The 17533-nt window shown below is 35.2% G+C and carries 24 protein-coding genes and 1 tRNA gene; 14 read left to right on the top strand and 11 right to left on the bottom strand.

The window, feature by feature from the left end; genetic code table 11:
- Nucleotides 1-13 precede the first annotated feature (13 nt).
- Entirely contained in the window at nucleotides 14-418 is a 405-nt protein-coding gene (locus ACX119_RS06310; protein ID WP_459350447.1) for a hypothetical protein, read from the top strand.
- A 14-nt stretch (nucleotides 419-432) separates the two neighbouring features.
- Here the strand turns inward: ACX119_RS06310 and ACX119_RS06305 are convergent, their stop codons facing one another.
- From ACX119_RS06305 to ACX119_RS06295, 3 genes are read right to left on the bottom strand one after another with little or no spacing between them, the layout of a single operon-like run.
- Nucleotides 433-945 (bottom strand): hypothetical protein, encoded by a 513-nt coding sequence (locus ACX119_RS06305; RefSeq protein ID WP_459350446.1) that lies wholly within the window; start codon nucleotides 943-945, stop codon nucleotides 433-435.
- A 49-nt stretch (nucleotides 946-994) separates the two neighbouring features.
- Nucleotides 995-1132 (bottom strand): hypothetical protein, encoded by a 138-nt coding sequence (locus ACX119_RS06300; protein ID WP_297592031.1) that lies wholly within the window; start codon nucleotides 1130-1132, stop codon nucleotides 995-997.
- 52 nt (nucleotides 1133-1184) lie between these two features.
- Entirely contained in the window at nucleotides 1185-1535 is a 351-nt protein-coding gene (locus ACX119_RS06295; protein ID WP_459350445.1) for a hypothetical protein, read from the bottom strand.
- A gap of 125 nt (nucleotides 1536-1660) precedes the next feature.
- Between ACX119_RS06295 and ACX119_RS06290 the strand changes: the two genes are divergently transcribed.
- The 6 genes from ACX119_RS06290 to ACX119_RS06265 all read left to right on the top strand — a co-directional run bounded on the left by ACX119_RS06290 (nucleotide 1661) and on the right by ACX119_RS06265 (nucleotide 6325).
- Entirely contained in the window at nucleotides 1661-1798 is a 138-nt protein-coding gene (locus tag ACX119_RS06290) for a CxxC-x17-CxxC domain-containing protein (protein ID WP_297592033.1), read from the top strand.
- Nucleotides 1799-1932: 134 nt separating this feature from the next.
- The gene (locus ACX119_RS06285) at nucleotides 1933-2217 is read left to right on the top strand and encodes a DNA-binding protein (protein ID WP_459350444.1); all 285 of its coding nucleotides are present in this window, start codon (nucleotides 1933-1935) and stop codon (nucleotides 2215-2217) included.
- Nucleotides 2218-2227: 10 nt separating this feature from the next.
- Nucleotides 2228-3145, top strand: coding sequence for a transcription initiation factor IIB (locus tag ACX119_RS06280; RefSeq protein ID WP_459350443.1), 918 nt, complete (start codon nucleotides 2228-2230; stop codon nucleotides 3143-3145).
- Nucleotides 3146-3184: 39 nt separating this feature from the next.
- A complete protein-coding gene (locus ACX119_RS06275; RefSeq protein WP_459350442.1) occupies nucleotides 3185-4051 on the top strand; it encodes a tRNA (adenine-N1)-methyltransferase in 867 nt (288 codons plus the stop codon).
- 52 nt (nucleotides 4052-4103) lie between these two features.
- Nucleotides 4104-4967: an NAD(P)H-hydrate dehydratase gene (locus ACX119_RS06270; protein ID WP_459350441.1), complete on the top strand. Its 864-nt coding sequence runs from the start codon at nucleotides 4104-4106 to the stop codon at nucleotides 4965-4967.
- A 5-nt stretch (nucleotides 4968-4972) separates the two neighbouring features.
- The gene (locus tag ACX119_RS06265) at nucleotides 4973-6325 is read left to right on the top strand and encodes a M20/M25/M40 family metallo-hydrolase (protein ID WP_459352006.1); all 1353 of its coding nucleotides are present in this window, start codon (nucleotides 4973-4975) and stop codon (nucleotides 6323-6325) included.
- On the opposite strand, the gene ACX119_RS06260 is transcribed toward ACX119_RS06265, so the two are convergent.
- Nucleotides 6322-6738, bottom strand: coding sequence for a DoxX family protein (locus tag ACX119_RS06260; RefSeq protein WP_459350440.1), 417 nt, complete (start codon nucleotides 6736-6738; stop codon nucleotides 6322-6324). The two genes, ACX119_RS06265 and ACX119_RS06260, sit on opposite strands and share 4 nt — an antisense overlap.
- 94 nt (nucleotides 6739-6832) lie before the next feature.
- Between ACX119_RS06260 and ACX119_RS06255 the strand changes: the two genes are divergently transcribed.
- Nucleotides 6833-7429, top strand: coding sequence for an Ntn hydrolase family protein (locus ACX119_RS06255; RefSeq protein WP_459350439.1), 597 nt, complete (start codon nucleotides 6833-6835; stop codon nucleotides 7427-7429).
- Nucleotides 7430-7435: 6 nt separating this feature from the next.
- Here the strand turns inward: ACX119_RS06255 and ACX119_RS06250 are convergent, their stop codons facing one another.
- From ACX119_RS06250 to ACX119_RS06230, 5 genes are all read right to left on the bottom strand, one after another.
- Nucleotides 7436-7912: a PUA domain-containing protein gene (locus ACX119_RS06250; protein WP_459350438.1), complete on the bottom strand. Its 477-nt coding sequence runs from the start codon at nucleotides 7910-7912 to the stop codon at nucleotides 7436-7438.
- Nucleotides 7909-8919 carry a homoserine dehydrogenase gene (locus ACX119_RS06245; RefSeq protein ID WP_459350437.1) on the bottom strand — a complete coding sequence of 337 codons (1011 nt, stop codon included), beginning with the start codon at nucleotides 8917-8919 and terminating at the stop codon, nucleotides 7909-7911. Before ACX119_RS06245 ends, ACX119_RS06250 begins: the two co-directional genes overlap by 4 nt.
- Nucleotides 8920-9049: 130 nt before the next feature.
- Nucleotides 9050-9460 (bottom strand): peptide-methionine (R)-S-oxide reductase MsrB, encoded by a 411-nt coding sequence (gene msrB, locus ACX119_RS06240; RefSeq protein ID WP_459350436.1) that lies wholly within the window; start codon nucleotides 9458-9460, stop codon nucleotides 9050-9052.
- 36 nt (nucleotides 9461-9496) lie between these two features.
- Nucleotides 9497-11116, bottom strand: a complete 1620-nt coding sequence (locus ACX119_RS06235; protein WP_459350435.1) for an FAD-dependent thymidylate synthase — start codon at nucleotides 11114-11116, stop codon at nucleotides 9497-9499.
- A 32-nt stretch (nucleotides 11117-11148) separates the two neighbouring features.
- Complete coding sequence (locus ACX119_RS06230) at nucleotides 11149-11442, bottom strand: hypothetical protein (protein ID WP_459350434.1); 294 nt, start codon at nucleotides 11440-11442, stop codon at nucleotides 11149-11151.
- 133 nt (nucleotides 11443-11575) lie between these two features.
- On the opposite strand from ACX119_RS06230, the gene ACX119_RS06225 reads away from it, so the two are divergent.
- Both ACX119_RS06225 and acs read left to right on the top strand, forming a co-directional pair.
- Complete coding sequence (locus tag ACX119_RS06225; RefSeq protein ID WP_459352005.1) at nucleotides 11576-12454, top strand: CdvA-like protein; 879 nt, start codon at nucleotides 11576-11578, stop codon at nucleotides 12452-12454.
- Between the two features lie 54 nt (nucleotides 12455-12508).
- The gene (gene acs / locus ACX119_RS06220; RefSeq protein WP_459350433.1) at nucleotides 12509-14419 is read left to right on the top strand and encodes an acetate--CoA ligase; all 1911 of its coding nucleotides are present in this window, start codon (nucleotides 12509-12511) and stop codon (nucleotides 14417-14419) included.
- 1 nt (nucleotide 14420) lies between these two features.
- Here acs and ACX119_RS06215 read toward each other — a convergent pair whose 3' ends face one another.
- Both ACX119_RS06215 and fen read right to left on the bottom strand, forming a co-directional pair.
- Nucleotides 14421-14954, bottom strand: coding sequence for a PAS domain-containing protein (locus tag ACX119_RS06215; RefSeq protein ID WP_459350432.1), 534 nt, complete (start codon nucleotides 14952-14954; stop codon nucleotides 14421-14423).
- Between the two features lie 41 nt (nucleotides 14955-14995).
- Nucleotides 14996-16018, bottom strand: a complete 1023-nt coding sequence (fen, locus tag ACX119_RS06210) for a flap endonuclease-1 (protein WP_459350431.1) — start codon at nucleotides 16016-16018, stop codon at nucleotides 14996-14998.
- Nucleotides 16019-16147: 129 nt separating this feature from the next.
- Here fen and ACX119_RS06205 point away from each other — a divergent pair, with 129 nt between their 5' ends.
- The 4 genes from ACX119_RS06205 to ACX119_RS06190 all read left to right on the top strand — a co-directional run bounded on the left by ACX119_RS06205 (nucleotide 16148) and on the right by ACX119_RS06190 (nucleotide 17451).
- The gene (locus ACX119_RS06205; RefSeq protein ID WP_459350430.1) at nucleotides 16148-16387 is read left to right on the top strand and encodes a hypothetical protein; all 240 of its coding nucleotides are present in this window, start codon (nucleotides 16148-16150) and stop codon (nucleotides 16385-16387) included.
- Nucleotides 16388-16436: 49 nt separating this feature from the next.
- Nucleotides 16437-16518: transfer RNA gene (locus ACX119_RS06200), tRNA-Ser, on the top strand.
- A gap of 116 nt (nucleotides 16519-16634) precedes the next feature.
- The gene (locus tag ACX119_RS06195) at nucleotides 16635-16787 is read left to right on the top strand and encodes a hypothetical protein (RefSeq protein ID WP_459350429.1); all 153 of its coding nucleotides are present in this window, start codon (nucleotides 16635-16637) and stop codon (nucleotides 16785-16787) included.
- Nucleotides 16780-17451 (top strand): hypothetical protein, encoded by a 672-nt coding sequence (locus ACX119_RS06190; protein WP_459350428.1) that lies wholly within the window; start codon nucleotides 16780-16782, stop codon nucleotides 17449-17451. Before ACX119_RS06195 ends, ACX119_RS06190 begins: the two co-directional genes overlap by 8 nt.
- Nucleotides 17452-17533 lie beyond the last annotated feature (82 nt).

Here is a 17533-nt window from a genome sequence, read left to right as displayed (position 1 = left end):
CGTTATACTACTTGTGGATAAATACGAAAAACTTCTCAATATGTTGATGGATTTTAATGATACGATTAGATATGCTGCTGTCTCTGATAGTGATGGTAAAATTTTGTGGAATAGTCAAAGAAAAGGACTAAAAAATATTGTTCCTATAGAAGAAACAAAACAAACACTGATGAGAGCATTGCATGCTTGGAAAGAAAATAAAAACATGAAAAATTATATTGGTTCAGGACTATATTCAATCTCATCTTATGAAAAAATAAAAAGAATTTCAGTTCCTCTGGATAATGGCAAATTACTATTTTGTACAGTAAGTAATGAACCACTAAAAAATTCTACTGACAGAAAAAAAAGTTATGGGCATCTTGCAGAAATGGGAAAAATTTTATCCATTGTTGATTTTATAAAATCCCAAAAATAGTCGAAAATTCTCAATTATCCGTACATGGACTTGTCTGTAGTTTCAGCTCCTGAATTGATAGCTGATGCAAATCCGCTGAAATTTGAGCGCAATATTTTCTGAACATGGCTTGATACTCTAGAGACATTATCCCAGGTATTGTGAAATGTCACTCTATCTAGAACTTGTTCATCAACATGAGAGAATATTGCCAATCCCACAACATCGTCTTTTTCTTTTATCCATTGATGCCCAACTCCTACAATTGTACATATCTCACTAATCTCCATTACAGCTTTTGAAAATGATGGGTTTTTGATTACAAGTAACTTTGAATCATTTGGTGGAAATCTCATATTTACATTCAGATGAATTCTGTCTGGTCTGTTGGCATTTTTGCTTACAATAACGTTTGTTCCTAAATGGAATTGCCATTCAATTAGATTGCTTTTTTCTCTAATCTTCTCTGTTTGATCTTCGTATTTGACATTTGTAATTTTTATAAATTCTTCAACTAGTTTTTTCATCTCTTCTGATGTTTTTGTCATGAGTAAAATAATCCAATGTTCAATATATGCCTGTTAGTAAAAAAAGAAGTTAATGGCTGTGTCCACAACCGCAGGAATCATGACCGCCATGTCCTTCTGATTCCTTTCCTGCACATCTGGAACATTTGTCTGAACCCATTGGGGAAAAGAAACTAATTCCACATGATACACATTTCATATTTGACATGCTATATGTGAAAAATGGTTATATTTATTGAATACGCATAAAGTTTCTAAAATTATTCTGAAGGTCTTGCCTTGCCAATATCTCCTGTCTCATCGTTTTTCTTAAAGACACGATATTCTCCAATGATTCCATTGCATTTCTCACAAGTGTATTGCCCTCTCTCTACTAGGATCAAATTGTCTGCAACCTCTTCGTTTGTATTTTCTTCCAGATGGATTTTTGGTGGATTATCAAATTCAGTTTCACATACATTGCAATAATGCTTGAACATTTTCTTAGTCTCTAGTTTTCCAATAGGTGCTAAGAATAATTTCCCAACTCCTAGATCAGCTTTCTTTGCCTGCTCTTCAGTCAAATCAGCTATGACATATCCTCCAGATCCTTGAACTTTGAATTCTGCCATCTTCACATTCATGTATTTTTTGGGATTAAAATACTATCTGGATGCAAGTTGTATTATTTGATTTTTGAAACGAAAATTAAGAAATATTCTCCTTGATTCTTATGTAGGCAAATATCCCATATTGTATGTCAGAAGATAGAAAAATGTATCCTATGAAATGCTCCGATTGTGGTGCAGCATCAGAGGTACCTTTTGAACCAAAACCAGACAGACCCGTATATTGCAAAGAATGTCTACCAAAACATAGAACTCGAAGCTTTTAAGCTAGTTTTGTTTAATTAATTTTGAACTCAATTATCTCTCAAGAATTCTAAAAATCTCTTTTCTTTTTCATTTTCCTAATTTTACGACTACATTGGGTTACTCAGTTTAAATTATACGTAATACCTAATGCAATATGTTAAACAATACAAGAGATACAATTTTCATTGGTAAGAAACCATTGATGACTTATGTCACTTCTGCTATTATTCAATTAGCAACACTTCCACTAGTTACTGTCAAAGCTAGAGGATTGACAATTGCACATGCTGTTGATGTGGTCCAGATAGTTCTCCAAAAAACCAACCCTGCATTTGTTGTAGGTGAAGTAAAAATTGGATCAGAATCATTAGAATCCCAAGACGGTAGAACTCGAAATGTTTCCACAATAGAAATCTCTATTAAAAGGAAGACTGCATGAGGGCAATTATATGGTAACTGTTAATGCAAAATCCAGTTGTCTGCGTTGTGGAAAAAATTCATTATTAACTGATGAAGTAACAGGTGAGCAATTTTGTTCAAAATGTGGTTATGTAATTAATGAAAAATCTCAAGAGTCTGGACCTGAATGGAGATCATTTCAAAAAGATGGTGGTTCAGATCCTGCAAGAACAGGAGCTCCATCGTCTCTAACAATCCATGATATGGGATTATCCACTGTTATCAATCCATTAAACAAAGACGCATCTGGAAAACCACTTTCTACTTCGATGAAGAGTACCATTGAGAGATTACGAACATGGGATAGCCGAAGTCAAGTTCATGAACCAATTGATAGAAATCTCAGACAAGCACTCAGTGAACTAAATAGACTCAAAGATAAAATTGCAATATCTGCAAATGTCTTAGAAAAAGCTGCTTACATTTACAGAAAAGCTTTGGAGAAAAAATTAGTTAGAGGACGTTCAATTTCTGCCATGATAGCTGCATCACTTTATGCTGCATGCAGAGATACTGAAACGCCAAGAACTCTAAAAGACGTTGCAGATGCAGCAAATGTAAAGAGAAAAGACATTGCACGTTGCTACAGATTACTTCATCACGAATTAGAATTAAAGATGCCTGTAGTTGATTCAATTCAATGTATCGCAAGAATTTCAAGCAAACTGGAAATTACTGAAAAAACAAAACGTTACGCAGTTAAGGTTCTCAAAGAGGCTCAAGAACGTAAAGAGTCTGCAGGAAAAGATCCTATGGGTTTAGCAGCATCTGCATTGTATTTGTCATGTGTTCACAACGGTGTGTCTGTTACTCAAAGAGACATTGCAGAAGCAGCTGGCGTTACTGAGGTTACAATCAGAAATCGCTACAAAGGACTAAAGGCAGAGCATACCCCAAAGGACGAATAAGAACAGTAGATTCTTATCTTAAAATTTTTGGTGCAAAATATGGATAAAATTAAGCAGAATTCTCCTGTATTGTTTTACTTTAACAGCTCAAAAAAATGGTTGGTAAAAATCTCAAAAAAAGAATCTCTTCATACTCACATCGGTGTTCTCAAACATGCTGATGCAATTGGAAAAGAATACGGTTCAAGATTAACCACTAACAAAGACAAGTATGTCTATCTTCTAAAGCCTACAACGTATGATTATGTCATGAAAATTCAACATGGCACCCAGATTGTATACCCTAAGGATCTTGGATACATTGTTGCAAGAGCTGGAATTGAGAGCGGTCAAAAGATTTTAGAGATTGGTACAGGGAGTGGCTCTTTGACCTCCTTTGTTGCAAGTATTGTAAAACCAAGGGGGCATGTACATACATTTGATGTTGATGAAAATTTTATGAAAATTGCTGAAAAAAATATCAAAAAGGCTGGTGTCTCAAAGTACGTAACACAGACAAACTTGGATCTTAAAACAGCCAAAAAAATGCCTTTGGAGAATATGGATGCAGCACTAATTGATTTAGGTGATCCTTGGACTGTAATTCCTCAAGTTCGTAAAATGCTCAAAGGAAGTGGGGCTGTTTTTGCTATCTGTCCAACCATGAATCAATTGGAAAAATTAACAATGTCTCTAGTTGAAAATGAATTTACTGACATAGAATCAACTGAGCACATTCTACGTACAATTGATGCTAGGGAAGGAAAAACTCGACATTCTTTTCAGGGAATTGGACACACCACTTACTTGTGTTATGCTAGAAAGGCGTTTTTTGAAAGAGGCTCAAAAAAGGTTGCTAAAAAATCAGAATCTAAAAAATCTACGGCTAGCAAAACCAATAAAAAAACAATCAAAAAATCATCATAATTAGTCTGGAAAACTTCAAAACAAGATTTATTCCTGTATTTTTTAGAGTATATTGATGAGAAAAAATCTTACTGCTCCCATTGTTAGAAAATTTATCCCTTCAAGAAAATTAAAATCTAGAAAAGGAGATAATGGAACAGTTCTAGTTGTTGGCGGAAGCTACATCTATCATGGTGCTCCTATACTATCTTCCATTGCTGCATTACGATCTGGTAGTGATTTAGTTTATACTTGTGTTCCAAAGATTAACGTAACTCCTACAAGAGCCATCTCTCCGAATCTTATCGTCATTCCATTAGTTGATCAAAAATTAACAAAGGGAGCAGTAAACAAACTTCTCGGTGTCATTCCTCATAATTTAGATTCAGCCACAATTGGCATGGGTCTTGCAATACAAGAAAAAAATTCATTATTACTTCTTGTAAAGTCTCTTTTAGATAGAGATGTAAGGTTGTCCCTTGATGCTAGTGCATTAATTCCTGAAGTTTTACCATTGCTTGCAAACAAAAATGTAGTAGTTACTCCACATGCTGGTGAATTTAAGAGATTATTTGGTCAAGCACCATCTAACTCAAAAAATGAACGAATCAAATTAGTAGAAAAATTTGCAAATGAATTTGGAATTACTGTTTTACTAAAAGGACCAACTGATGTTATATCTGATGGCTCTATGACTTATCTCTATGAAAAGAAGATACCTGCAATGACAGTTGGAGGAACTGGTGATGTCTTATCTGGATTGGTTGCTGGAATTCTTTCACGAAATAGAAATCCATTGGAATCCGCATCTGCGGCTACCTTCATTAATGGATTGGCAGGAAAGGCAGTTCAAAAGAAAGTTGGTCTTCACATGACATCTGTGGATTTGCTAGAGTTTATTCCAGCAGTCATGAAGCCTTTTGATAAACTTGTGTGACTAGAATGAACGCACTAAAGCACGTAGATTCTCATATGGGTGAATTAATCTCCGATCTTCAGACCCTGATTAGACAACCAAGTGTTTCTGCAAAAAATGAAGGAATTGAAGAATGTGCAACTCTGGTACAAAAAATTCTAAAAAAATCTGGAATCCAATCTGAAATTCTCCGACTAAAAAAAGGAGTTGCACCAATAGTTTATGGTGAAATAAAATCAAAACAAAATCCTACAAAGACTCTGATGTTTTACAATCACTATGATGTTCAACCTGCTGAACCCTTTGATTTATGGGATGATCCTCCGTTTAGTGGAGCAAGGAAAGGAAACAAGATTTTTGGGCGTGGTGCAACTGATGATAAAGGTGAATTAATTACTCGAATCAAAGCAGTTGAGGCTTGTCTTAAAACAACTGGTGATGTTCCTTGCAACATTAAATTTGTAATTGAGGGAGAGGAAGAAACTGGCAGTGCTCACATTGAGGATTATTTGAAAAAATACAAAAAGAAATTTTCATGTGATGGTGTCATATGGGAATTTGGTTATGTTGATGCAAAAAATAGGCCCATCATTGGACTTGGAATGAAAGGACTGTTGTTTGTTGAATTATCTGTCAAAGAATCAAAAATTGATGCGCATTCTAGCTTAGCTGTATTGATCAAAAATCCAGCTTGGAGGTTAATTGAAGCTGTAAATACTCTGCGAGATTCAAATGGGAAAATTCTCATCAAAGACTGGTATAAAGAAGTCACACCTTTTTCAAAAAAAGATTTAGAAATTATTAGTGAAGAACCATTTGATGAATCTGTTTTTAAAAAAGAATTTGGAATTTCATCATTTGTTGGAGGCAAGAAAGGATTAGATGCCAAAAAAGCACTAGTTGGCGGAGCTACTTGTAATATTGCCGGATTTGTTTCTGGTTATACTGGAGATGGAGCTAAAACTGTTCTACCTGGTAGTGCATTAGTTAAGATTGATTTTAGATTGGTCCCTAAAATGGATCCTAAAAAACAGATAATGAGATTAAAAAAACATCTCAAGGATAATGGATTTGATGATGTAGATATCAAAATATTTCATGGTGAGGCAGCTGCTAGAACTGATTCGTCTGAACCCTTTGTTAATCAAGTAAAGATGGCAGCCGATAAGACCTTTGGAAAATCAATTCTAAATGTCTCCAATGCTGGAACAGGTCCTATGTATCCATTTGTAGATATTCTAAAAGCCCCATGCATATCAATTGGCAGCACATACATGTTTTCAAGAATTCATTCGCCAAATGAGTTTGCTAGGGTTGACTTGTTAAAGAAAACTACAAAGTGTATTTGTTTGATTATGGAAAACTTTGGAAAATCCTAGTGAAGACATCTGGGAATTTTTTTAATGATTTGTGCAAGAGATATTCTTCCTGGACCCACAATCATAATTACAAGAACTGATGCAAGTAGAATCAAATCAATCTCAAATCCTTTATCCCCTGTGAGACTTTGAGCACCTTTTACGTGGAATATTGCACCTAACATAATAATGGAGAGTAACGCTGCTGATAATCTACTCAGTACACCTGCAATTAATAATATTCCTGGAACTAGTTCTGCTAATGCTATTGGTATTTGCATCTCTGCTGGAATTCCTAGACTTCCCAAAAAGTTTGCAAATCCTGGATTAAACTTTCCAATTCCATGAACAATAAAGATTACGCCAATGGCAGATCTTAAACCCATAAAGACAACATCATTTAGGATCTTTGGTTTAATTTCAGCCAGTGTCATGCGCTTACATGCAATTCTCAGTATAATTATTTTGCCCATAAATTACGCGTGAAATGTAGAAAGCCCTTTATTATGCTGCAAAATTATTTGAGTTATGTCAATGTACATGCCAGGAGCAACTGCTGTTGGAATTACTTTTGATGGTGGAGTAGTTTTTGCTAGCGAGAAGAGGATCGCATTTGGTAACTTTCTTGTAAGCAAATCTACAAAGAAAACATTTCCAATCACTCCTAAAGTTGGAGCAACTTGCGCTGGTCTTGTAGCTGATATGCAGATTCTTACATTGCAAATTGCAGCACTTGCTAAAATTAGAAAAATGGAACTAAAGCGAGATGTTCCTCCAAACACTGTTGCTAAAATGATGTCAAATATGATGTATGAGAGAAGATACTTCCCATTGTTGACTCAGGTCATAGTTGGTGGAGTCGTTGATAAACCAATAATGTATACATTGGATCCTTTGGGTTCTGTTCTTCCAGATGAATATGCGGCAGTAGGTACTGGTGCTGAAATGGCATTAGGTGTTTTAGATCCACAATTCAAACCAAACATGAGCAAAGACGAAGCAGTTGATTTGGCAAAACGTGCAGTTCGTTCTGCAGCACTAAGGGATTCTGCTAGTGGTGATGGCTTGGATATTCTAGTTATTACCAATGAAGGAACTGAAGAATTTACAGAAGAAATCAAATAATAATATCTAATCGTATATTGTTTTACCTGTTTCCCAAAATTTATCAGAAATATAATGCAAGTTTTTAATCACTTCTCCTTTCTCCATAGTTTCTAACTCTGAACTAGAAACTAGTGCTTTTCCAACTGCCAAAAATTTATGCTGTGATTCTTCTACAATGCATACTAGTTTCTCTTTTTCAAAATCTGTGAATGTTTTAATTCCTGGTCTCATAACATTTGCGCCTTTGCACATGAATTTCACTGCGCCCATGTCTACTGTGACATTTGGAAATCTTTCAAGCATTTTAGTCTCTGATAAAAATGGCAGATAGTCATCATTTACTTTTAGTATCTTCATTCCGTTTCCAGTAATGATTTGTGCTTCATCTGATATCTGATGGACTTTTAGATTCTTTATTTTTGGAAATTCCATTTCCCATCTTTCTGAAATTGTTTTCAAGAGTGCTGATGTCTCGCTCTTTGAAATTAAATTAGATTTCAAGTCCGTGCTATCTCTTGTCTTATTTCAAGCAAATCCCTTAGTATGGAACTGGCAGTTTCCATGCCTCCTGCCCCTTTTCCGATAATGGTTTGTGTTCCTGAATGCTCAGATGTAAATGCAATTGCATTAAGTGTACCATTAACACAAAGTGGATCATCTCTTGAAACTTCCTTGGGAGATACAATGAGATCCTTGTCACATGAAGCAATTAGTTTTACTGCGCAATTATTTTTTTCAGCCTTTTTGATATCATCTTTTGTAATATTTCTAATTCCAGTGCAATTGATATCTGGCATTGTAACTTTCATTCCCATAATCCAGTTTGCAAGAATTACAAGCTTTGCAGCTGCATCTAATCCGTCTAAATCCAAGGACTCATCAGCTTCGACATATCCTTTATTTTTTGCATCTTTTAGGGCCTCATCAAATGACATTCCTGTTGACATGTTTGATAGGATGTAATTTGTAGTGCCATTGAGAATTCCTGCAAATGATGTTATTCTTTCGCCCCTGAGACTTTTTTTAGCATAGTCTAGAATTGGAGTTCCACCACCTACGGTTCCGCTAAATTTGAACATGACCTGATTGTATGTGGCAAGCTCCAAAAGCGAAGGAAATGCTAATGCCAGCGGCCCCTTGTTGACAGAAATTACGTGCATTCCTTTCTTCATTGCAGTAGTGATGTGGGTCATTCCAGGCTCTGCATCTTTATAGTTGCTTGCCGTGGTTTCAATTAGGACATCAGCTTCAACATTCTTTAGCATCTCAATTCCTGACATTGAATTTTTTGAATTTGAATAATTTTTTACTGTCCCAGATTTTTTCTTCACTTCTACTAGTTTGTTAAAGTCTAATCCTGATTGATCTACTGCACTTCCTTTACTATCAAACACTCCTACAACTCTTGGTTTTAGTCCGTATTTTGCATACAAATCCTCTGCTCTGGAATCAAATAATTTCACTAAACTTTGGCCTACTACACCAAATCCACATAATATTATTCTCAAATCTTTTCAATCCTTTTTGGTGTGTTGTTTTGGTTCATTTTATTTCTCTTTTGATTTTCTTATCATTTATTGTGTTTTATTAATAATTTTTGAATAATATTTCACAAAACATAATGTTTGATTTTTGTGACTATAATTGCTCATCAGTATCTTTTTCATGTTTTAATGAAAGTGAATTGATGCAATATCTCTGATTTGTAGGCTGTGGGCCATCATCAAACACATGTCCTAGATGTGCTCCACATTTGTTACAATTGACTTCTGTTCTTACCATTCCATATGATGTATCAGAAATGTACTCTATCTTCTCATCTGAGATTGGTTTCCAAAAACTTGGCCACCCTGAGCCTGAATCAAATTTTGCATCCGATGAGAACAACTCTTCCCCACAACAAACGCATTTGAAGGCACCATCGAGTTTTGTGTTGTTATATTTTCCTGAAAATGGAGGTTCTGTTCCATGATTAATACAAATCTCGTATTGCTCAGGAGAAAGCTTTTCTTTCCATTCTTCTGGTGATTTTTTTATTTTTTCAGTCATGGTATACTTTGTATCTTTTGATATTAGAATATTATTCTATTTTTTCATCTTTTTTCTTTTCTCTTCAGTTCTTTTTTCAGCTTCAAATCTTTCTAAATCATATTCTTTCATGTCTACAAATTTCATAATCTTACTTAATGTGGGATGAACCTTGTTAATTTGATTAAACATTTGTTGTGCAACTCGTCTATAGTCTACATGTCCTTGAGGGACTGTTCTTAATTCAATTAAATGACATGCCTCCCTTAGATTAAACTTTATAAAATAAGGATAGTTGTATGCAAAATTTACCACATACTGTGATTGCTCTGGGAATTTTGTCCTTATTTTTTCAAATGTCTGTCTTGTCTTATCCATACACTCTTTGAAATCTTTCTCTATTCCTAAAATTTTAATTTCATTTGGAATGTTGTACCCGTGATCTGTAGTTAGCAATTGTCTTTCCAATGTTAATGCCCTGTGTCTGTGAAAGTCTCTGAACATTCCAAAATTATTGCATAAATCAAATGTATAGTAGACACTCTCAAAAGCCCTTGATGGTCTGTGTCGTCTATTTGATCTAATCTTTGCAAATTCATTGATGATGTTGGTTTTTTCCTTGCTTGATATTTTTTTGACTTGATTGAAAATATTCTGATATGATGTGCTTGGGGATTGTTCATAAATTACACTTGTAATGATTTTATCAATTGCCGATTTTTCTGATTCATAATCGACTAGCTTTGTAAACGATCCTTTTGTTGGATTTGTTTTGATATGTTTTGTTGCAATTACTTTTGATTTCTTTTTTACATCGTTTAGATATTTTTGAAATGCTTTTCCATATTTGTCGTCTGCCCTTCTGACAAATGACTTGATTGTTGTATCTAGTTCTTTTTTGATTTTTGAGGCTAAATCTTGCTCTTCTTTTAGTTCTGATGAGCCTAATACCGTTAGAAGATATTCAAATGCTCTTCCATTTCCAGTAATTCCCACATTGGTTAAAGTTGATGCTGGAAGTAATCCTCTTAGAATATCTAATGCTTTAGCTTTAGTTGAACCCTTGTAAATCATATTTGCAGATTTAATGTCTCCCTCAAGTTTTAATTTAGAAAATGATTTTTCTTTTCCATCTGATGAGTCTTTGAATGTGTATTTTTCAATTGGATATTTTTCTCTCACATAATTTATCATTGGCTCTATGTTGTCTGAATAAACATCAAATGAAAAATTACAAGTCTCTTCATACATGTCTGCAAATCGTGATTTAGAAATTTCTGGATCTCTGTAAAACCTGTATCTTCCTTTCTCTTTTTTACTCCATGCAACATAACGTGATGATTTTTCTAAATAAGATAAACCAATTCTTCTGTCTTCAATTTTTTTTACGGCAATATTTGATAACCCTTCAATTGCAATCTGTGCTTCTCCTAACTCTGCAACAGAATCATCTCCGTACTCTAGGAGAACTCTATTGTAAAATTCCTCACCTCTGTTTTTGTTTTTTAGAAATTCGTCAAGAAAAATCCGTCTCATGCTTTTGTCTGTTCGACTGTATCTTGACATGAGTGCACCGCGATCAACTTGTCGTGGAGTGATTATTGCAAAGACATTACCATCAGTGTTTGAAAAATGATCTGATAGGATCTTTTTTTCTTTAATTGAAAACTCTGACAATAACAGTTTGAAGGTTCTCAATTATTAATAGTCTATTTCTTTTTTCCAATTTGAATTAGATCGGGACCTTTGTCCTTGTCTTTGTTTTTTCCTTTGGCTTGCCATCTTAGCAACACTTCTTTGAATGCAGCTGCATCTGCCTCGTTTTCTGTATACATCAATGATGTGACCCAAAATCCTTTTTTTGCAGTTCTACCGCCAACAGAATTCATCCAAAAGTCATCTGGCAAATTCTCCATTAATTTACTGTCTGGCTCTTTTGTAACCTCAATCCAGCGATTTCCTACAAAATTCAAAATTTGTTCAAGTTCTTCTCTTTGTATCATATGCCTACTATTATGCCTCTGAATTTTAAAATTACTAAAAATCTCCTCCTGAAAACTTTGTGAATTTAATCTTACTAAAACCAAAAACATTACTTACACTTTGTCGGTTATACAAATCCCTGAATTACCACACATGACAAACGACGATATCGAAATTATCGGTAAAAACGTCAAAGACATGTACGGAACATTCATGGGAAAGGTCATTGGAACAATAACTGACATCGACGGAAGTATACAATCTGTCGGAATTGATTGCGGTTCTCAGGGATTACAGCAAATCCAATATGAGCAACTTGTAGTTCAAGGTGATGTTGTTATTTTTATTCCAAAATGGAGACTAGACTCTCAAAGACTCATTAGAGAAAAACAACTAACTCTACGTCGTCTAAAGGCATTGATTGATATTGTTTCAGAAAATGATGACATGAAAGCAGATGCAGAAATCATTCATGAAAAATACAAGTCGAAACTTGTATCATTAGATGAAACAGAAAAACAAATCAAAGCCAAACTTGAGGCAAGATTGACAGAGCTAGATGAACAAATGAAGTCTGCAAAAATGTTATTGTTTGATGCAAAAGTACAATTCAAGAGCAACGAAATCTCTGAATCAACATTTGAGACTGTCAAGGCATGCACAACTGAGGTAATTGAGCATGTTACACACGAGACATCTGAAATCTCAAATGTAAAGAGTAGAATCGCTGATCTTGCATTAGAAGTGCAAAACATAACAGCTCCTGCACAACCAAACATCCAAGAATCTGCCGTTTCATATCTGGAGACTTCTGAACAACAACAAGTAGTTCAGACAATACTTCCAGAAGCACCAACAGAACCTGTAGTTACATCTTCAGAACCAATTGAAGCTGAGGCAAAACCTGCCCCAAAGACTCCAACTGAAGCTGAAGTATCAATCGCATTCCCAGAACCACCCCAACAGGTGACAGCACAGACTTCAAATGATGATAACGACAATGATTGGCTAGCTAGAATGGAAGCACAATAATTTTTTTAATTTATTTTTTAACATTTAGAAAGATCTTAGCTCATACACTTTTTGATGTCTGAGAAATATGAGATTGGATTAGGCAATCACAACTCAGATGTTAGAAAAAGCGCAAATTCTGATTTTGTATCATTTTGGGGAGAACAGGCAAAACATCTCTCCTGGTTTTCCCCATGGGATTCTATTTTGGATTGGAATCCTCCATTTGCCAGATGGTTCTCAGGAGGCACGATTAATGCCTCGTATAATGCCCTTGATGTACATCAGAAAGACAGGGCTTCAAAGCCTGCCATATTGTGGGAGGGCGAAGATGGGGAATCTCGAATAATTACATATCAGCAAATGTTTATCCAAGTTCAAAAATTCTCAAATGTTCTAAAGTCACTTGGAGTCAAAAAAGGAGATAGAGTCACCATCTATCTTCCTATGGTTCCAGAACTGGTAATTGCAATGTTAGCTTGTGCTAGAATTGGTGCAATACATACAGTGGTCTTTTCAGGATTTAGTGCATCATCGATAAAGGATAGAATTGAGGATTCTCACTCCAAAGTAATCATTACTGCTGATGGCGGATACAGAAGGGGGAAAATCGTAAAACTCAAAGAAGTAATTGATGAGGCAACAAAGGACTTTGATTTTGTTGAACATGTTGTGGTTCTTGAGCGAACAAAAAATCAAATCACAATGAATTCCAAAGACAAACTTTGGAATAAATTAATGGATTCAGCATCTGAAGTTTGCGATGCTGAAAAATTAGAGAGTACTCACCCTCTTTACATTTTGTATACCTCTGGTACTACTGGAAAACCAAAAGGAGTATTGCATGGAACAGGTGGATATCTTACTCATCTGCATTCTACATTCAAGTGGGCTTTTGACATTAAGGATTCAGATGTGTTTTTCTGTACTGCTGATATTGGATGGGTGACAGGACATAGTTATGTAGTCTATGCTCCTTTACTTCATGGCGCAACAGAGATAATGTATGAAGGTGCACCTGACTTTCCTGACCCATCAAGAATGTGGGACATTTTGCAAAAATACAAAGCTACAATTTTTTACACAACACCGACTGCACTTAGAATGTTTATGAAGTTTGGAGATGACATTCCAAACTCTTTTGATCTATCGTCACTAAGATTGCTTGGAACAGTTGGTGAGCCAATTAATCCCGAAGTTTGGAGATGGTATTTCAAAACTATTGGAAAAGAAAAATGTCCTATTATTGATACGTGGTGGCAAACTGAAACTGGTGGAATGCTTATCTCTCCACTTCCTGGCTTGGAGACCATTCCACTAAAGCCTGGTTCAGGAACTCTTCCTATCCCAGGCGTAGATATTGCAGTAGTTGATGAAAATGGAGATGACGTTCCGGCAAATACAAAGGGGTATCTTGTAATTAGAAACCCTTGGCCTGGAATGCTTTTGACGCTTTGGGGTGATGATGAGAAATACCAAAAAGTATACTGGTCAAAATATGAAAATTGTTACTATCCAGGTGACTATGCACTAAAAGATGAGGATGGATATCTTTGGTTACTTGGACGAGCTGATGATGTACTAAAAGTTGCAGGACACAGAATTGGAACCGCAGAGCTAGAAAGCTGCATTGTGTCTCACAGTGATGTGGCAGAAGCTGCAGTATGTGGAATTCCTGACGATGTAAAAGGTGAAGTGATTATTGCTTTTGCAGTTCTAAAAGAGGGAATATCAAAATCATCAGGGCTTGAAAAAGAATTATCTGAAAAGATACGTAATGACATTGGTGCAATTGCAACTCCTAAGCAAATCTATTTTGTTTCACGTCTTCCAAAGACACGCAGTGGAAAAATTATGCGAAGATTGCTAAAAGCAATTGCAAACAATGAAAAAATTGGTGATGTCAGTACACTAGAAGATGGTGCTGCAGTACATGAGATTCAAAATGCATTTGATGAGATTACAAAATCAATTGAAGAATCCTAGTCTATCTCTTTTTTAATTCCTTCAAGTCCACTGCAAGTAGCATCTCAAACATTTTCTTTAATCCGTCATACTCTGACTTTGAATCCTTATCCAAATCATCGTATTCTTTTTCTTTGATTTCATCTAATCTACTATTTGCATCATGAAAAAATTTTTCATATTCTGAAATCTTGTCCTCAGTCATATCAGACAAGTTAAAGATTACAGTATTGCTTCCAATCAAATTATTGTTTTCATCATAAAGACTAGTTGCCTGCAGTAATCCTGGAAAAGTGGTCCCGTCTTGTCTTTTGAAGGTGATTTTCCTGTCTGTTACTTTACCTGTGTCAAACCATGTCTTGAGAGAATCATTCATCTCTGCCCATGACTCCTTTGGTACGTGCTCAAATATCGGCTTGCCTAAAATCTCTGATTTTGCATACCCTAAATTTGTAGCATATGTGGAATTGCAATCAAGAATAATCCCGATTGAGTTAATTCGCCTCCACATTATTGGGGCGTCTTTGAGCGTCTTTCTTGCTTCGGTTTGAGGCATTTTATAAAATTGGAATGACTAGTAATTAAACTCAAATAATTTTAGAACCACTGGTCTAAATTCTGACTCTTCTTCTCTAATGCTTTTTTTAGTCGATTAAGAGTTGATGCAACTCTGTCTTCAGAGAAACTTCGCTCCTTGACCAAATAATTTGTAATTGCATCATAGTCGATTTTATCAAAAACAATTTCATCTACATCTGCAACTTCTGGATTCAAAAAGATCTGTCTAATTTGCTCATAGTCAATCTCCTTTAATTGCTCTTGAATTTGTGGAATGTCTTCTAATCTTGAATGCTGTTTTATCATCTTGAGTGCTGTCTTTGGACCAATCCTCTCAAAGCCATTTGGATTAAAGTCTGTTCCAATTAAAATTCCAACATCAATTAATTCTTCTCGGGTTAATTCCAACTCATCTAAGGTTTTTTGTGTTTCAATAATTTCTGGCAAAATATCGATGTATGTGTTTCTGTTAGGAATCTTTCTTCTTCCACTGTTTGTAAAATTTCTCACCAGTCTTTTTGCACCACACAATATAGAATCAAAATCCTGACTTGCAGATGCATATGCTTGTCCTGTATTGGTAAGATGCGCAGCTGTTGCTTCTCCTTCTGATGGTGCCTCGATGAATGGTATTCCAAAATATGATAACAACTCTTTTGATTCTTTTACCATTCCGTCTTTCATACTAGTTGTTTGCTGTGCATATTTTCTTGCATCCTCCATGTTGCCTTCAGCAATTGCTTTTTCATATTTGACAGTAGCATCCCGCTTGATCTGTTTTCTTCGCTCAATCTCAGCAGTCTTCAGAGATGGAGGCTTGCCATCAAAAACATAGACTGGCTTTATGCCCAATGATAGAAAATTGACATTTCTGTATAGTAACCCACTCAAGTGGCTAGTGATTCTTCCTTCTGAATCTGATAACTGTAATCCGTCTGGGCCCCTAATGCTTGCTAGAAATTGGTATATGGCATTGTATGCATCAATTGCAATTACCTTATTTGAGAATGCCTCAAGTGTAGTCTTTTCTCTTACTACCAAATCTTTTAGGTTTAATCCCATTGAGATTCATTGAATTTTTGTTCTATTTTGTGTTTATCCTTTTGAGTAGATCTATTGTTTTACAAAATTGAATTTAATATGTGAGGAATAATTTCAAAAATACTGCCAAAGCTGAATATCTCTTCTCAATTGGAGGAGAAAATTTTTGATTTAAAGACAGACCATGACGGGATGATTACAAAGATTGTTTCATATTTTCCACTATCTGAGAACGAAAAGAAACAAGTACTTTCATCTTTGGGCGATGATTCTTTTGATAATTTCTCATCAATTTTCTCAGATACTGTTTCTGATGAAGAATGGAATAAAACCAAAGATCAGATCATAAAAAAATTCAATGACGAACTATTTGATATTGATAAAGTCTAGTAAACTATTTTCTGATTTGCTTTATTATGGAGAAAATCCCAGAGTTTGTGCCGGGATAGCCAAGTGGTAAGGCGGCCGTCTCGAAAACGGCTACGCGCAAGCGTGCAGGGGTTCGAATCCCTTTCCCGGCGTGAACATACATGCTTGTGTTTTTTGTTTTTTAATTTGAATAAAAATAGCATGCCACATCCAATTAGAAATTAAAATATTCTTTTTTGTCTATACCTTACTTGTGAGTGCTGCTATCTTGAGTACATCTATTCAAAAATCACACCTGCCATCTGCTCTAGTTAGAAGAGAAATTCCACCCTCTCTTCTAGCTAGAAGGCATCATACAAGTCCTGATTTGATGGGGCTTTCATGCTTGGTGTTTGATGACTTGATAGCAGATTATGCTTAATCAAATAGGAGGAGGTGAGTTCGTAATGATTTACGATATTTTAGAAGACATTGAAAAGTACGTTCCAAATAATATTGAGAAAACAAAGTCAAAGATACTTTTACCAGCATATGGAATTGTCAAATCAATTGATTTTGTAATAATTGCATCAATCATTACTTTACTGGTTGCCATCATGTTTTTGCCTAATGTGTATGGCTACCCACAAGATGAAATTAACAAAAATGGCATCAGAGATGTTAAAGTATACGATTTGAGTCAAAATACAAGCAATGTGACATTTGACTATTGCAAAAACAAGTACAGCCGTGATTCTGTCGGCGTTCTAGTGACTTCTGATCTTGATAGTATTCCAGTTCCAGTAAGTAGTGCTGGTTTCAAGTATAATGATTGTACCAGATATGGAACAAAGATTCTTGCTGATTCTAATGATGTGACACTAAATCTATTTCACAACAATGAGATTGACTTGCTGATTTCATCATTTAGTGCAAAGATTCATGAATTGCAAAATAAACTAGTGCAAACTGAGCAGAAGATAATCACAAACTATAATCAAAACAAATCTTATGATGAGTTAACCAAAAAATCAGAACTCTTACAAAAACAGATAAAATCAGCACAATCAGGAATTAAGACCTTGATTTCAATGAAGAATGGCTAATGCCATTCTGTATTTTTTATATCTTGAAAAGATTTGGTACATATGAATAACTCCATTCTTATGACTATCTGAATCTGTCTTT

This window comes from Nitrosopumilus sp. S4 (genome assembly GCF_054515835.1).
This window is presented reverse-complemented; position numbering and strand designations above follow the sequence as displayed.

Bases quoted from the DNA above. Each gene is read 5' to 3' on its own strand.
- ACX119_RS06260 (WP_459350440.1), bottom strand. From the start codon at position 6,738: ATGACACTGGCTGAAATTAAACCAAAGATCCTAAATGATGTTGTCTTT.
- ACX119_RS06295 (WP_459350445.1), bottom strand. From the start codon at position 1,535: ATGGCAGAATTCAAAGTTCAAGGATCTGGAGGATATGTCATAGCTGAT.
- ACX119_RS06285 (WP_459350444.1), top strand. From the start codon at position 1,933: ATGTTAAACAATACAAGAGATACAATTTTCATTGGTAAGAAACCATTG.
- ACX119_RS06190 (WP_459350428.1), top strand. From the start codon at position 16,780: ATGCTTAATCAAATAGGAGGAGGTGAGTTCGTAATGATTTACGATATT.
- ACX119_RS06215 (WP_459350432.1), bottom strand. From the start codon at position 14,954: ATGCCTCAAACCGAAGCAAGAAAGACGCTCAAAGACGCCCCAATAATG.
- ACX119_RS06255 (WP_459350439.1), top strand. From the start codon at position 6,833: ATGTCAATGTACATGCCAGGAGCAACTGCTGTTGGAATTACTTTTGAT.
- acs (WP_459350433.1), top strand. From the start codon at position 12,509: ATGTCTGAGAAATATGAGATTGGATTAGGCAATCACAACTCAGATGTT.
- ACX119_RS06300 (WP_297592031.1), bottom strand. From the start codon at position 1,132: ATGTCAAATATGAAATGTGTATCATGTGGAATTAGTTTCTTTTCCCCA.
- msrB (WP_459350436.1), bottom strand. From the start codon at position 9,460: ATGACTGAAAAAATAAAAAAATCACCAGAAGAATGGAAAGAAAAGCTT.
- ACX119_RS06275 (WP_459350442.1), top strand. From the start codon at position 3,185: ATGGATAAAATTAAGCAGAATTCTCCTGTATTGTTTTACTTTAACAGC.
- ACX119_RS06230 (WP_459350434.1), bottom strand. From the start codon at position 11,442: ATGATACAAAGAGAAGAACTTGAACAAATTTTGAATTTTGTAGGAAAT.
- ACX119_RS06290 (WP_297592033.1), top strand. From the start codon at position 1,661: ATGTCAGAAGATAGAAAAATGTATCCTATGAAATGCTCCGATTGTGGT.
- ACX119_RS06280 (WP_459350443.1), top strand. From the start codon at position 2,228: ATGGTAACTGTTAATGCAAAATCCAGTTGTCTGCGTTGTGGAAAAAAT.
- ACX119_RS06305 (WP_459350446.1), bottom strand. From the start codon at position 945: ATGACAAAAACATCAGAAGAGATGAAAAAACTAGTTGAAGAATTTATA.
- ACX119_RS06225 (WP_459352005.1), top strand. From the start codon at position 11,576: ATGACAAACGACGATATCGAAATTATCGGTAAAAACGTCAAAGACATG.
- ACX119_RS06265 (WP_459352006.1), top strand. From the start codon at position 4,973: ATGAACGCACTAAAGCACGTAGATTCTCATATGGGTGAATTAATCTCC.
- fen (WP_459350431.1), bottom strand. From the start codon at position 16,018: ATGGGATTAAACCTAAAAGATTTGGTAGTAAGAGAAAAGACTACACTT.